This window comes from Actinomadura sp. 21ATH (genome assembly GCF_041951345.1).
Lineage (GTDB): Bacteria > Actinomycetota > Actinomycetes > Streptosporangiales > Streptosporangiaceae > Spirillospora.
On record NZ_JBGNUR010000001.1, the window covers coordinates 1,341,604 to 1,356,290 of the forward strand.

Genomic DNA, 14,687 nt, shown 5'->3' on the forward strand with positions numbered 1-14,687 from the left:
GGGACGTCCGCGTTCTCCGGCTCGTACCCGCCGGGGCGCGGTGAAACCCGTTCCGGACGGTCAGGCCGGTGCCGCCGCGGCGGCGAGCGGGACGCCCCCGGCGGCGGGGGCCGCGGCGCGCAGGGCCTCGACGGCGGCGCGGACGGCCGGGCGGCGGGCCGTCTCCTCCCGCCACACGGCGTACACGTACCTGCTCAGCGGCGCGCGCAGCCGCACGACGTCGACGCCGGGCGGGACGTCGCAGCGGCCCATCCGGGGCAGGATCACGTTGCCGAGGCCGGCGGCGACGAGGGCGAGCTGGCTCGCGAACTCGTACGCCATGTGGTCGATCCTCGGCTCGGCGTCGACCGAGCGGAGCGTGCGCAGCAGCCAGTGGCAGCAGATGCTGTCGGGCGACGAGCTGATCCACGGGTCGCCCGCCAGCTCCTTGAGGTCGACCTCGTCCCGGCCGGCCAGCGGATGCCCGGCGGGCAGCGCGACATCGGCGACGTCGTCGCAGATCAGGCCCTTCTGGAGGCCCTCGGGGAGCGGCAGCGGCTCGTTGTTCCAGTCCTGGACGACCGCCATGTCGAGATCCCCCCGGGCGACCAGCGGCATGCTCTGCATCGGGTCCTCCTCGCGGACCATGACCGCCAGCCCGGGGTGCTCGGCGCGCAGCCGGCGCAGCGTGGCCGGCATCAGGCCGCGGACGGCGGTCGGGAACGCCGCGACCGAGAGCCGCCCGACGACCGCGCCGCGGTGCGCCTCCAGGTCGGCCTGGGCCTGCTCGACCAGCGACAGGATGCGGGCGGCGTGCTCGACCAGCAGCTCGGCGGCGTCGGTGAGCCGCACGCCGCGGCCGTTGCGCTCCAGCAGCTTCTGCCCGGTCTCCCGCTCCAGCTTGGCCAGCTGCTGCGAGACCGCCGAGGTCGTCACGTGGAGGACGTCGGCGGCCGCGCTCACCGAGCCGTAGGTCGCCACGGAGTGCAGGGCCCGCAGCCGTTCGAGATCCAGCATGTAAGCAACTCTAAAGCGTGAACTGAAGTAGTTCTAGCTTGTCCTAAACGGAGCTTGCTGTTCGGGCGCCTTTGGGGGCGGCGGGGGTCGGGCTGCGGGCCGGGTTCTCGCCGCGTTGGAGGCGGTCAGCCGTCGCCGATCGCCTGGGCGGCGGCGCGGGCGGCGTGCGGCAGGGCCTCGGTGACGCGCTCCAGGGCCACGTCGTCGTGCGCGGCCGACAGGAACCAGACCTCGTACGCCGACGGCGGCAGGTAGACGCCGCGTTCCAGGGCGGCGTGGAAGAACGCCGCGTATGCCTTGCCGTCCTGCCGCTGCGCGGCCTCGAAGTCGCCGACCGGCTCGTCGGTGAAGAAGATCGAGAACAGGTTGCCGGCGGTCTGGAGCCGGTGCGGGACGCCCTCCTTCTCCAGCGCATCGGTCGCCGCCTTGGCGACCAGCGCGGCGGCGCGGTCGATCGCCGCGTACACCTCGGGCGTGGCGTTGCGCAGGGTGGCCAGCCCGGCGGCGGTGGCCAGCGGGTTACCGGACAGCGTGCCGGCCTGGTAGACCGGGCCCGCCGGGGCCAGCCGGTCCATGATCTCGGCGCGGCCGCCGAACGCCGCGGCGGGCAGCCCGCCGCCCATGACCTTGCCGAACGTCGTCAGGTCGCCGGCCACGCCCTCGATGCCGTACCAGCCGGCGGCCGAGGCCCGGAAGCCGGTGAGCACCTCGTCGATGATCAGCAGCGCGCCGCTGCGCTCGCAGAGGGACTTCAGGAGCCGGTTGAAGTTCGGGAGCGGCGGGACGACGCCCATGTTGCACGGCACCGCCTCGGTGATCACGCAGGCGATCTCGTGGCCGTGCTCGCCGAACGCGGCCTCGGCGGCGGCGACGTCGTTGTACGGCAGCACGATCGTGTCGGCGGTCGTGGCGCCGGTCACGCCGGGCGTGTCGGGCAGCGCGAGGGTGGCGACGCCGGAGCCGGCGGCGGCCAGCAGCGCGTCCACGTGGCCGTGGTAGCAGCCGGCGAACTTCACGATCTTGGAGCGGCCGGTGAAGCCGCGGGCCAGCCGGATCGCCGACATCGTCGCCTCCGTACCGGAGTTGACCAGCCGGACCTTCTCCACCGGGGCGCGGGCGACGATCTCCTCGGCCAGCTCCACCTCGCCCGGCGTCGGCGCCCCGTACGACGTGCCGCGCAGGGCGGCGGCCTGGACGGCCTCGACCACGGCCGGGTGCGCGTGCCCGAGGATCATCGGGCCCCACGAGCAGATCAGGTCGACGAACTCGTTGCCGTCGGCGTCGGTGAGGTACGGGCCGCGCCCCGAGGTCATGAACGGCGGCGTCCCGCCCACGGCGCGGAAGGCGCGCACCGGCGAGTTCACCCCGCCGGGAACGGCCCGATTCGCCCTATCGAACAGCTGCTGGGAGACTTCGAATTCGGTCACCCGCCCAGTCTGACAGTTGCAGTTTGGCGACTGCCCTTGACCACGGCGCTAAGCGGCCGATATTCCACCAAGTACACAAAAAGCCACGGCGCCGGCAGGGGCGCCGCACTGCTGACGTCCGCACTCGTAGTTTCCGGCGCCGGCCGTATCGGAGGGATGGCTCGCATCGTGGTTGACGGCTGGACGGTCCCGGGATTCACCCACGTCCAGGAACTGGACGGCGGTACCGGCGGCCGGGTCATGCTCGCCCTCGACGACCTCACCCAGACCAAGGTCGCGATCAAGTACCTCGATCCGCGCCTGGACGGGGACGAGGCGTACCTGTCGAGGCTGCGCGGGTTCGCCCGCAGCCTCTCGCAGCTCGAAGACCCCAACGTGGTCGACTTCTACGAACTCGTGGAGTCGCCCGAGGGCACCGCGATCGTGATGGAGCGCGTCGAGGGCTTCGGCCTGCGGCGCCTGATCGCCACCCAGGGATCCACCGGGCCGCTGGCCGCGCTGGCGATCCTCAGCGGGACGCTGCTCGGGCTGGCGGCCGCGCACTCCAAGGGCGTCGTGCACGGCGCGCTGCGCCCCTCGGAGATCCTGCTCGACGACGACGGCAACTGCCGCCTCACCGACTTCGGGCTCGCGCCCGCGGGCACCGAGGCGCAGGCCGCGCCCGCGTACGCCGCGCCCGAGCTGTGGGGCGGCGGCGCCCCGCCGAGCGTCGGCACCGACCTGTACGCCGCCACCGCGATCTTCTACGAGTGCCTGACCGGGACGCAGCCGTACACCGGCCGCAACCAGGCGGCGATCGGGAAGGCGCACCGGGAGGCCCCGGTGCCGGTCGAGGCGATCCCCGGCCCGCTGCGCGGCCTGATCACCGCGGGCCTGGCCAAGGACCCGGCCGACCGGCCCACCTCGGCCGCCGACCTCCTCGGCGCGGTGGAGGACGCGGCGGTCGACGCGTACGGGCCGTCCTGGCTCGCGCAGGGCCGCAGCCGGCTGATCGAGCTGACCGCCGACACGGCGCAGAAGCCCGAGCCCGCGCGTCCCAAGGCGCCGAAGGGCCGCGCGCCCGCCGCCAAGACCGCGGTCTCGTCCGGGACGGGCGGCGGCAAGGGCGGCAAGGGCAAGGTCCTCGCCGCCGCGCTGGCCGTCCTGGTCGTCGCGGGCGGCGTGACGGGCGGCGTGCTGTTCCTCGGCGGGAGCGGCGACCCCGCCCCGCCCGAGCCGGCCAACAGCGGGACGCCGTCGCCCGCCGTACCGGCCGCGCAGGCCGACCCGGCCGCCGCCGCGCTGGCCCAGCGCGTCACGCAGGCCACCGCGCAGGTCCCGGGGGCCTCGTTCAGCTACAAGCAGACGGGCTGCTGCGGCGGGCAGGCCAACGTGCGGGGCCTGTTCGTGCAGGTGCCGAACGGCTCGCCGTCGTACAACATGACGCTCGCCGGTTCGGGCGCCACCCGCCGCTCGGCGAAGACCGTCCTCGTCGGCGACGTCCTCTACCTGCGGGCGGGCAAGAAGTGGCAGCAGGCCCCGGTCGGCGGGCAGGCCGCCGGCTACCCGGGCCTGGCCGCGCGGGCCCGGTGGGCCAGCGGCGTCGGCACCGTCACCGGGCTGCTCCAGGCCAGCGACTCGTTCAGCAAGGACGAGAAGCAGGTCCACTGGGGCACCGCGCCGATCGACCGGCTGGCGCAGCTGCCGGGGGTTGGAGCGTTGTACGCCGAGCTGGGCCGGACCACCGGCGCGCAGCGGGTGAAGTTCGCCCTCAAGATCGACCGGGCGGGCCGGCCGGCGCATCTGTGGTTCCGCGCCGAGGGGCCGGACAAGAAGCGCGCGCAGGTCATCTCGACCACGTACTCCGGCTGGGGCCGGAAGCCGGCCATCACCGCCCCCGACACCACGCGCTGACCCGGACGTGAACGAGCCCCCGGGGTGTCCCCGGGGGCTCGTCTATGTCACTGCGCGGCCTCACAACTGTCGGAGAGGACCTCCAGGAGCCGGAGCGGGTCAGGGAGCGGGCCGCCGTCCGGCGGGCGGATCCAGGCCACCTCACGGCCGTACGGGAGCACCGAGGGCGGGGCGAGTACGTAGCTGTCCCGGCAGTGCCACCGCATCCCCGGCGTCTCGGTGACGGTCTCGGGCGAGCAGTCGAGGTGGCAAGACCACCACTCGTCCTCGTCGACGGGCGCGCCGCGGGTCGCGACGAAGAACAGGTACCGCTCGCCGCCGACGGACGCGACCGGCCCGACGGGCAGCCCCTCGCGCTCGATCCGGGCCAGCGCCACCTCGCCCGCCGCGGCGGGCACGTCGAACACGTCGAAGACGCGGCCGGTCGGCAGGATGATGTTGGCGTCGGGCCGCTTGGCCCACCACCGGTCGACCACCTCGCGGTCGACGCTGGCGTGCAGCGCCCACGCGCCCGACAGCGGATGCGCGGCGGGGTCGGGGCAGCCGACCCGGTCGCACGAGCACACCCGGTCACCGCCGGCGGTCGGATGCGCGCCCGGCGCGCACGGCCATCCGTACTCCGCGTAGGCGCGGGCGGCCGCGGCCATCCGGTCCCGGGCCGCACGCTGCCGTTTGTTCCCCGAGACCGCCAGCATCCTCGCCCCCCAGTCGGTGTACGCCGGGGCCCGTACCACCCCCGGCCGCTCCTAGACACGATGATGCCGGTGCCCCGGAAGCCGCGGTACGGCACCCCCCGATATCACCCTAAGTGACTAGGCCGGAATGGCGGCCGATCAAGATCATCTCGGCGCGGCGCGGCGCGGCGGTCAGCCGCGGAGGGCGCGGGCGACCTCGGTGGCCCAGTAAGTGAGGACGATGTCGGCGCCCGCGCGGCGGATCGCGGTCAGCGACTCCATGATCGTGCGCTCGCGGTCCAGCCAGCCCTGGGCCGCCGCCGCCTCGATCATCGCGTACTCGCCGCTGACCTGGTACGCCGCCACCGGCACGTCGACCGAGTCGCGCACCTGGCGGACGATGTCGAGGTACGGGCCGGCCGGCTTGACCATGACCATGTCCGCGCCCTCGTCCAGGTCCAGGAGCACCTCGCGCAGCGACTCGGCGGCGTTCGCCGGGTCCTGCTGGTGGGTGGACCGGTCGCCGAACCGCGGCGCGCACTCGGCGGCGTCGCGGAACGGGCCGTAGTACGCCGAGGAGTACTTCACCGAGTAGGCCAGGATCGCCACGTCGGAGTGGCCGGATTCGTCCAGCGCCGTACGGATCGCTCCGACCTGGCCGTCCATCATCCCGCTCGGCGCCACCACGGCCACGCCCGCCTCGGCCTGCGCGACGGCGATCGACGCGTACCGCTCCAGCGTCAGATCGTTGTCGATCTCGCCGCCCTCGGTGAGGATGCCGCAGTGCCCGTGGTCGGTGAACTCGTCCAGGCACAGGTCCGTCATGATCACCGCGGCGTCGCCGAGATCGGCCGTCAGGTCGCGGACGGCGGTCTGCACCACGCCGTCCGGATCGTCGGCCGCCGATCCCGCGGCGTCCTTCACCGCCGGGATCCCGAACAGGATGATCCCGCCGACCCCGGCCTCCACCGCCTCGTGCGCGGCCTTGCGCAGGCTGTCGCGGGTGTGCTGGTACACGCCCGGCATCGAGCCGATCGGGCTCGGCTCGCCGATGCCCTCCTTCACGAACATCGGCAGGATCAGATCGGCCGGCGCGAGCCGGGTCTCGGCGACCAGGCGGCGCAGCGCGGGCGTGCGCCGCAGCCGGCGGGGCCGCACGACGGGAAACTGAGCGGACATCGTCTCTCTTTCGGGTGCTGCTACTTGCGCCGGCGTGCTCCACGGCGCATCTGGCTGGGCTTGCGGAGCGGGTCGCCCGCCTCGATCTGGGCCGCCCTCCGCTTCGCACCGTACTCCGCGAGCGCCTCGGCCAGTTCCGAAACCGACGGCTTCTCGGCCAGCACGTCGACGCGCAGGCCGTACTCCTCGGCGGTCCGCGCGGTCTGCGGCCCGATGCAGGCGATCACCGTCACGTTGTGCGGCTTGCCGGCGATCCCGATCAGGTTCTTGACCGTGGACGAGGAGGTGAACAGCACCGCGTCGAACCCGCCGCCCTTGATCGCCTCGCGGATCGGGGCGGGCGGCGGCGCGGCCCGAACGGTGCGGTACGCGGTGACGTCCTCGCACTCCCAGCCCAGCTTCGTCAGCCCGGCGATGAGCGTGTCGGTGGCGATGTCGGCGCGCGGCAGCAGCACCCGGTTGATCGGGTCGAGGTCCTCGTCGTACGGCGGCCACACCTCGACCAGGCCCTCGCCGGACTGCTGCCCGGTCGGCATCAGGTCGGGCTGGACGCCGAACTCCACCAGCGCCTTCGCGGTCTGCTCGCCGACGGCGGCGACCTTGAGGCCGGCGAACGCGCGCGCGTCCAGGCCGTAGTCGGAGAACTTCTCGCGGATCGCCCGCACGGCGTTGGTGGAGGTGAACACCACCCACTCGAACCGGCCGGTGACCAGGCCCTTGACGGCGCGTTCCATCTGCTGCGGGGTGCGCGGCGGCTCGACCGAGATCGTCGGGACCTCGTCGGGGACGGCGCCGTACGAGCGGAGCTGGTCCGACAGCGACGCGGCCTGCTCCTTCGTGCGCGGCACCAGCACCCGCCAGCCGAACAGCGGCTTGGTCTCGAACCACGACAGCCGGTCCTGCCAGGTCACCACGTCCCCCACGACGATCAGCGCCGGCGCCTCCATGCCCTTGCTGTCGGCGGCGAGCCGGCTGAGCGTGGAGACGACGGTCTCCTGCTCGGTGGTGGTGCCGAGGGTCGTCATGGCGGCGGGCGTGCTGTCGGGGCGGCCGACGGCGATCAGGCTCTTGGCGACCTCGGCCACCGCGTTCTCCGCACCGGTGATCACGAGCGTGGCGTCGGGGGAGGAGAAGCGCTCCCAGTCGACCCCGCCGTCGGCGGCGTCGATGATCCGGACCTCGCGGTGCTTGGAGTCGGTCAGCGGGATGCCCGCGTACCCGGGCACGCCGGTCACCGCGGACACGCCCGGAACGATCTCGAACGGGATGCCCGCCTTGTCGAGCGCGCTCCCCTCGCCGGCCAGGTTGCACACCAGCCCGGGATCGCCCTGGAAGAGGCGGACGACGTTCTTGCCCGACTTCGCGGCCCGGGCGGTCAGCCTGCCCGGGTCACCGCCGGCCGAGTCGACGATCTCCGCGTCCGGCCGGCAGTGCGAGAGGATCTCCGCCGGGCAGGACTCGCGGTTCACCACCACGACGTCGGCGCGGCCGAGCGCGTCGGCGGCGCGGAGTGTGAGCAGGCCGGGGTCGCCCGGGCCCATGCCGACGAGCGCGACCGAGCCCATGCCCGGCGCCGGCCGGACGCTCCTGCGGTCGATCGCCGGTTCGGTCTTCTGGCCGGCCCGTGCCTGGTCCGGCCGAGTCTGCTTGGCCTGCTTAGCGGGGCTCAATCTCGCTCCCCCATCAACTGGTCGGCCCCCCGGTCGAACAGGTCGGCCGCGAGCCCGCGCCCGATCCGCTCGGCCTCGTCGGGGTGGCCGCTTGCGGACAGCCGGATCTGCCGGCTCCCGTCGACGGCGGCGACGGTGGCCGTAAGATGCAGCTTTCGTTCACCCAAGTGTTCTGCTTCGGCAGCGTATGCTCCCACAGGCGCGGAGCATCCCGCCTCCAGCACCGCCAGCACCATCCGCTCGGCGGTGACCGCCGCCCGGGTCGCCCGGTCGTCCAGGGTGCCCAGCAGCTCGATCAGGTCGGGCCGGTCGGCGCGGCACTCCACGGCCAGCGAGCCCTGGCCCGGCGCCGGCAGCATCTGGTCGGTCTCCAGGATCTCCGCGATGTCGCCGGTACGGCCGATGCGGACCAGCCCGGCGCTGGCGAGCACCACCGCGTCCAGCTCCCCGTCGCTGATCTTGCGCAGCCGGGTCTCGGCGTTGCCGCGGATCGGCACCACGTCCAGGTCGGGGCGCAGCGCCTTCAGCTGCGCGACCCGGCGCGGCGAGCCGGTGCCGACCCGGGCGCCGCGCGGCAGGTCGGCCAGCTTCGCCGGACCGCACAGGGCGTCGCGCGGATCGTCGCGCGGCGGCGTCGCGGCCAGCACGACCCCCTCCGCGGGGCCGGTCGGCAGGTCCTTCAGCGAGTGCACGGCGAAGTCCACGTCACCGGCGAGCAGCCGGTCGCGCAGGGCGCTGACGAAGACGCCGGTGCCCCCCATCTGGGCGAGGTGGGCCTTGGAGACATCACCCTCGGTCGTTACCCCGACCAGCTCCACGGCATGCCCCGTACGCCGGGTCAACGCGTCGGCGACCAGCTGCGACTGCGTCGTCGCCATCAGGCTCTTGCGCGTCCCCAGCTTCAGTGCGGTCACGGATCAGGCTCCTCTGCTCTCCCCCGCGCGGCCTTCGTCCGGCGCCATGTCGGCGTGGGCCACGGCCGCGGGGGCCTTCGGGTCCAGGTCGAAGAGCTCGCGCAGCGCGTCGGCGTACGCGTCGCCGCCCGGCGCCGACGCCAGCTCCTTGACCCGGACGGTCGGGGCGTGCAGCAGCTTGTCCACCACGCGCCGTACGGTCTGGGTGATCTCCTTGCGGGCCCGGTCGTCCAGCTCGGGCAGCCGGCCGGTCAGCCGGGCCAGCTCGGCGTCCACGACCTCGGCGGCCTTGCTGCGCAGCGCGACCACGGTCGGCGCCACGGCCGCGGCCCGAGCCGCGCCCAGGAACACCGCCACCTCGTCGCCCACGATCCGGCGGACGGCCTCGATCGCCTCCGGCCCGACCGCCTCGGCGGCCTCCTGCGCGGTCCGCAGGTCGTCCAGCCCGGCCAACCCGGCACCGGGCAGGTCACGCACGCCCGGGTCGATGTCGTGCGGCAGCGCCAGGTCGAGGTAGAAGCGGCGCCGCCCGTCCGCCCCGATGCCCCGCGCCTCCAGCTGCGGGACGGTCAGCACCCGCCCCGCGCCCGTGCAGGACACGACCAGGTCCGCGCCCGCGAGCTCGGCGTCCAGCTCGGACAGCTCGATCGCGCGCGCGGGCACCTCGGCGGACTCGGCGAGCCGCACCGCGCGCTCGTACGTCCGGTTGGCGACCACGATCTCCTTGGCCCCGGCCCGGCTCAGCGTGGCGACGGCCAGGCCGCTCATCGCGCCGGCGCCGACGACCAGCGCGGTGACGCGTTCCAGCGGGCCGAGGTGCGCGGCGGCCACGTCCAGGCCCACGCTGACCAGCGACGCGCCGGCCTTGTCGATCCCGGTCTCGTGGTGGGCGCGCTTGCCGACCCGCAGCGCCTGCTGGAGGACGTCGTTCAGCTCGCGGCCGAGCGTGCCGTTCTCCTGCGCCAGCCGGAACGCCTGCCGCAGCTGGCCGAGGATCTGGCCCTCGCCCACCACCATCGAGTCGAGCCCGCACGCCACCGCGAACGCGTGCTGGATCGCCCGGTCCTCGTAGTGCACGTACAGGTTGCGGGACAGGTCGTCGAGCGAGAGCCCCGAGTGCCGCGCCAGCAGCTCGGAGATGGCCGAGACGCCGCCGTGGAACTTGTCGACCACCGCGTAGACCTCGACCCGGTTGCAGGTCGACACGATCGCGGCCTCGCCGACATGGGCGCTGTCGTGCACCTCGTGCAGCAGCTTGACCAGGTCGTCCCCGGCGATCGCCGCCCGTTCGAGCATGGCCACCGGAGCGCTCCGATGGCTGAGCCCCACCACCAAGACACTCATCGCGCGCAATCCCGTCCGCTCATGCCTCTACCGCCTCCACGTACTGCTCCGGGCCCTGCGTCCCGCCGCCGCTGGGCAGTGGTACGTGCTCGCCCGGTCCACCGGCCTTGCGCTGCTCGTGGAAAGCGAGGATCTGCAACTCGATGGACAGATCGACTTTACGCACATCGACGCCCTCGGGCACCGACAGGACCACCGGCGCGAAGTTCAGGACGCTCGTCACCCCGGCCGCGACGACCCGGTCGCACACGCCCTGCGCGGCGGCCGCCGGCGTGGCGATCACGGCGATCGACACGCCGCGCTCGGCGATCAGGTCCTCGAGCCGGTCGATGTGCTCCACGGTCTTCCCGGAGATCTCCTGGCCGACGATGGCGTCGTCGGCGTCCAGCAGTCCGGCCACCCGGAAGCCGCGGGACGCGAACCCGCCGTAGCCGGCCAGTGCCCGGCCCAGGTTACCCAGCCCGATGATGGCGACCACCCAGTCCTGGGTGAGTCCCAGCTCACGCGAGATCTGGTAGACGAGGTACTCCACCTCGTACCCGACGCCGCGGGTGCCGTACGAGCCCAGATGCGACAGGTCCTTGCGGAGCTTCGCGGAGTTGACCCCGGCGGCGGCGGCGAGCTCCTCCGACGAGACGGTCGCCACACCGCGCTCCTGAAGGCTGTGCAGGGCGCGCAGGTAGACGGGCAGGCGCGCGACCGTGGCCTCGGGGATGCCACGTTCGGCGCGGTCGCGATTGCGGTCCTGGCGAGGTGTCACGGCCTGCTCTTCGGGGCTCGACGCTGGGGGCGGGGCCCGGGCCCCTGGCCCCGGCGCGGCCGCGGCCGGGGCTCGACGGCCACGGTCAGGGCAGCCCCAGGGCTGTCACTCAGGTTAAGCCTTTGTGAATACGCGCACAAAGTCGCCCCCGCCGCAACGGTTCCGGCCGTTCCGGAGGGAGGCGCCGAAAAGCCCGGCCCGTCAGGGCCTCCGGGCTTCCCACCTGCGAAACCCCTGTGATGGACGGAACATTCCGCCGTCCTAGGAACCGGCGCGCAATTCCGCGATGGCGTTTCGCAGGCGCGCCTCGTCCACGCGCCAGAAGTCGTGCTGGACCCCGTTGATCAGCGTGACCGGGATCTGCTCCCAGTACTCCCGGGTGTCCTCCTCCGAGAGCGTGATGTCGCGCTCCTCCCAGCGCACGCCGAGATCGGCGGCGACCCGCTCGATCACCGCCCGGGCGTCCTCGCACAGGTGGCAGCCGGGCTTGCCGTACATCGTGATCAGGATGTCCACGCGGTCACCTCAGCGGGGGCGCCGGCGCCGGCGGCGCGCCGCGGCCGGTACGCGCCGGCGGCAGCGGCGGCAGCTTGCCGGAACCGAGCTTGAGGTCGATGACGTTGGTGGTGAGCACGTGGGTGCGGGACTCGGCCGCGAACCGGCGCAGGTGCGCCTGGCGCTCGTGCGCGGCGAACGCCGCCTGGTCGCGGAACAGCCGGTAGAAGATCCGCTGCGTGGGCGCGTTCTCCACCTCGTGGCAGGTGAAGACCAGCGTGTCCGGCTCGGCGGCGCGGGCCGCCCGCACCAGCTCCTCGGCCAGCCGGTCGAACGCCTCCTCGCGGCCGTCCAGCAGCGTGTAGACGGTGATCTGGCCGCGGGCGGCGGACAGCTCGCCCGCGCCCGGCAGGCCCGCCGCGCCGTCCGGGAGCGCGTTGCGGACGTCGTCCATGACGGTCGCCGCGGCCGGCGACTCGGGGAAGCCCGGCTCCTCCACCGGCGCCGCCTGGTCGGGGAAGCGCAGCTCCCCGCGCCTGCCGCGGCCGCGGGCCTGGCGCGGCTCCGGCTGCCGGGGCTCGGGCGGGCGGGGCGCGGCGTAGCCCTGGTCCTCGTAGCCGGTCGCCGGCTCGTCGCCGTACCCGTCGTCGTAGTCCTCGTCCTCGTCATACACGGGGAGGGTGCGCATCGCCCCGTACCAGACGAGCCCGGCCGCGCCGCCGAGCGCGATCGCCGACAGCGAGCCGGGCAGGAACCCGCGGGTGCCGCTCACCGCCAGCACCCCCGCCAGCGCCACCAGCGCGAGCGGGATCAGCAACTCGGCCGCCTCCCGGTCCTGCCTGCTCGCCAGCACGGCCGTCACCGCCAGGCACGCGACCAGCGCGATCACGGCCACCACGTGCGCGCCGTCGATCAGCAGCAGCGGCAGCGCGTCGTACGTCTGCCGCGGGTTGGGCAGCTTCTTGGTGAACGAGCCCTTCACCGGGTCGACGAGGATGATCACCACCGCGACGACCGTGTACGAGATCGCGAACAGCCAGGCGGCGAAGCGCACCTGCACGTACCGCGCGATCAGCTCGATCACGCCCAGCGCCAGCCAGACCGGCGCGAGCAGCGCCGCGCCCAGCTGGACGACGCGGAACATCGGCCCGCCGAAGCCGAGCAGGAAGCCCAGCAGCATGGAGATCAGCGCCAGCGACAGCCCGACCTGCGTGGTGGACCACGCGATCAGGTAGAGCAGCCGGTCCTTGTTGGCGCGCATGACGAGCAACCCGGTGGCCACTAAGGCACCCAGGGTCGCCGGAAGCGCGAGAAGAGCATCGACCATCGCGTCCCCATGGTGCCCGATGCGGGACCGCGACGGGTAACCGCCTCGGAAACGAGCGGCCGCCGCGCCGCGCCTGTGGGCCGGAAAGTCCGCCCCTGGGAACGGGAACAAACAGCGTTCTTTGCGTTCCCGGCACCATTGCCGGTGTCGCGTTCAGTACCTACAGTGGCATTTCACGTCGGAGGTCGCGTACGCCCCGAGGAGAACTGCATGAGCAGCCTGACCCTCGATGTCCGGACGGCAGAGCCTCCGTTCAAGGACCTCGCGCTGCGGGCGCGGGCCGGCGACGCCGAGGCGTTCGGCCTCCTCTACGACCACTACGTGGACCTCGTCTACCGGTACGTCTACTTCCGCGTCGGGTCACATCCCCTCGCCGAGGACCTCACCAGCGAGACGTTCCTGCGGGCGCTGCGCCGGATGCCGTCGTACAACTGGCAGGGCAAGGACTTCGGGGCCTGGCTGGTGACGATCGCCCGCAACCTGGTCGCCGACCACTTCAAGTCCGCCCGCTACCGGCTGGAGGTCTGCACCGCCGAACTCCTGGAGCCCGCCCGCACGCAGGAGGGCCCGGAGGAGACGGTCCTGACCGCGATGACCAACCGGGCGCTCCTGGAGGCCGTCCGCCGCCTCGGCTCCGACCAGCAGGAGTGCGTCGTCCTGCGCTTCCTGCACGGCCTGTCGGTCGCCGAGACCGCGCTGATCATGGGCCGGAAGACCGGCGCGATCAAGGCGTTGCAGTACCGCGCCGTGCGTTCCCTGGCCCGGATGCTCCCCGACGATCGAAAATGAGAATCTCACACGGGTGCCCGTAACCAGCGCGGCCACTCCTCGTTTTGCGGGGCGAGACCTTATTCGCATGGGGGGCTGCCGTGGGAACGAGGCGGATCAAGGCCGCGCGCACATCGCTGGAACGGCTCCGGCCACCGGGACCGGGACCCGACCCCGCGTTCCGCGCGGGCCTGCGTGAACGGCTGGTGGCCGCGGCCGCCGTCCGCGGTGAGGACTCTCGCAATTCCCCGCGAAGAAGGAGCCGCACCAAGCCCGTTGACTAGGCTCTGCGGCATGCGTCGATTCTGGCAGCGCGATCGCAGCGAAGAGCACAAGAAGTCCGGCGAGGTGGCCGCCGCGGCCGCCGCCGCCCCGAGCCCGCTGCCCGAACCGGACCCGACCGCCGCCGCGTTCTTCGACGTCGACAACACGATGATGCGCGGCGCGTCGATCTACTACTTCGCCCGCGGGCTGGCGTCGCGGAAGCTGTTCACGATGCGCGATCTGGCGATGTTCGCGTGGGGGCAGGCGTCGTTCCGCTTCAAGGGCGCCGAGAACGCCGAGCACATCCACACCGCCCGCGAGGCCGCGCTGGCCTTCGTCGCCGGGCAGAAGGTGGACGATCTCGTCCGGCTCAGCGAGGAGATCTACGACGAGGTGATGGCCGACCGGATCTGGCACGGCACCCGGTCCCTCGCGCTCCAGCACCTGGACGCCGGCCAGCAGGTGTGGCTCGTCACCGCCACGCCCATCGAGGTGGCCCGGACGATCGCCCGCCGGCTCGGCCTCACCGGCGCCCTCGGCACCGTCGCCGAGACCCGCGACGGCGTCTACACCGGCCGGCTGGTCGGCAACCTCCTGCACGGGCCGGCCAAGTCCGAGGCCGTGCGGGCGCTGGCGCAGCGGGAGGGCCTCGACCTGTCGCGCTGCTCGGCGTACAGCGACTCGGTCAACGACCTGCCCATGCTCACCGCGGTCGGCAACCCGCACGCCGTCAACCCCGACGCGGCCCTGCGCGACCACGCCAAGGCGCACGGCTGGCCCGTCCACGACTTCCGCACGGGCCGCAAGGTCACCATGGTCGCCCTCCCGGCCGCCGCGGGTGCGGGCGCGCTGGCCGGCGGTGTCGCCGCCGGGATCGCCCTGCGCAAGCACTACCGCTCCTGACGCGGCCCCGGGCGGCGGCGAAAGCACCCGGTATAGGCGCTTGACCTGGGCTTCCACCGGGTACGCCCGGCGG

13 protein-coding genes are annotated in these 14,687 nt (G+C 73.4%); 3 read left to right on the forward strand and 10 right to left on the reverse strand.

Going from position 1 to position 14,687, the window contains the following annotated elements:
• Positions 1-60 precede the first annotated feature (60 nt).
• Complete coding sequence (locus tag ACA361_RS06490; RefSeq protein WP_375010840.1) at positions 61-996, reverse strand: LysR substrate-binding domain-containing protein; 936 nt, start codon at positions 994-996, stop codon at positions 61-63.
• 125 nt (positions 997-1,121) lie between these two features.
• Positions 1,122-2,423 carry a glutamate-1-semialdehyde 2,1-aminomutase gene (hemL, locus tag ACA361_RS06495; protein ID WP_375010841.1) on the reverse strand — a complete coding sequence of 434 codons (1,302 nt, stop codon included), beginning with the start codon at positions 2,421-2,423 and terminating at the stop codon, positions 1,122-1,124.
• 156 nt (positions 2,424-2,579) lie between these two features.
• Between hemL and ACA361_RS06500 the strand changes: the two genes are divergently transcribed.
• Positions 2,580-4,316 carry a serine/threonine-protein kinase gene (locus tag ACA361_RS06500; protein WP_375010842.1) on the forward strand — a complete coding sequence of 579 codons (1,737 nt, stop codon included), beginning with the start codon at positions 2,580-2,582 and terminating at the stop codon, positions 4,314-4,316.
• A 47-nt stretch (positions 4,317-4,363) separates the two neighbouring features.
• On the opposite strand, the gene ACA361_RS06505 is transcribed toward ACA361_RS06500, so the two are convergent.
• From ACA361_RS06505 to ACA361_RS06540, 8 genes are all read right to left on the reverse strand, one after another.
• Positions 4,364-5,011: a bifunctional DNA primase/polymerase gene (locus tag ACA361_RS06505; protein ID WP_375010913.1), complete on the reverse strand. Its 648-nt coding sequence runs from the start codon at positions 5,009-5,011 to the stop codon at positions 4,364-4,366.
• A 171-nt stretch (positions 5,012-5,182) separates the two neighbouring features.
• Positions 5,183-6,169, reverse strand: coding sequence for a porphobilinogen synthase (gene hemB, locus ACA361_RS06510; RefSeq protein ID WP_375010843.1), 987 nt, complete (start codon positions 6,167-6,169; stop codon positions 5,183-5,185).
• Positions 6,170-6,189: 20 nt separating this feature from the next.
• Complete coding sequence (locus tag ACA361_RS06515; protein WP_375010914.1) at positions 6,190-7,734, reverse strand: uroporphyrinogen-III synthase; 1,545 nt, start codon at positions 7,732-7,734, stop codon at positions 6,190-6,192.
• A gap of 101 nt (positions 7,735-7,835) precedes the next feature.
• Positions 7,836-8,717, reverse strand: a complete 882-nt coding sequence (gene hemC, locus ACA361_RS06520) for a hydroxymethylbilane synthase (RefSeq protein ID WP_375010915.1) — start codon at positions 8,715-8,717, stop codon at positions 7,836-7,838.
• A 39-nt stretch (positions 8,718-8,756) separates the two neighbouring features.
• Positions 8,757-10,097 carry a glutamyl-tRNA reductase gene (locus tag ACA361_RS06525; RefSeq protein WP_375010844.1) on the reverse strand — a complete coding sequence of 447 codons (1,341 nt, stop codon included), beginning with the start codon at positions 10,095-10,097 and terminating at the stop codon, positions 8,757-8,759.
• Between the two features lie 19 nt (positions 10,098-10,116).
• Positions 10,117-10,857, reverse strand: a complete 741-nt coding sequence (locus ACA361_RS06530; protein WP_375010845.1) for a redox-sensing transcriptional repressor Rex — start codon at positions 10,855-10,857, stop codon at positions 10,117-10,119.
• A gap of 261 nt (positions 10,858-11,118) precedes the next feature.
• Positions 11,119-11,355: a glutaredoxin family protein gene (locus ACA361_RS06535; RefSeq protein ID WP_375010916.1), complete on the reverse strand. Its 237-nt coding sequence runs from the start codon at positions 11,353-11,355 to the stop codon at positions 11,119-11,121.
• 22 nt (positions 11,356-11,377) lie between these two features.
• Positions 11,378-12,634, reverse strand: a complete 1,257-nt coding sequence (locus ACA361_RS06540) for a putative quinol monooxygenase (protein ID WP_375010846.1) — start codon at positions 12,632-12,634, stop codon at positions 11,378-11,380.
• 255 nt (positions 12,635-12,889) lie between these two features.
• Between ACA361_RS06540 and ACA361_RS06545 the strand changes: the two genes are divergently transcribed.
• Both ACA361_RS06545 and ACA361_RS06550 read left to right on the forward strand, forming a co-directional pair.
• On the forward strand, positions 12,890-13,468 hold the full coding sequence (locus ACA361_RS06545) for a sigma-70 family RNA polymerase sigma factor (protein ID WP_375010847.1): 579 nt from the start codon (positions 12,890-12,892) through the stop codon (positions 13,466-13,468).
• A gap of 273 nt (positions 13,469-13,741) precedes the next feature.
• Entirely contained in the window at positions 13,742-14,614 is an 873-nt protein-coding gene (locus ACA361_RS06550) for an HAD family hydrolase (RefSeq protein WP_375010848.1), read from the forward strand.
• Positions 14,615-14,687 lie beyond the last annotated feature (73 nt).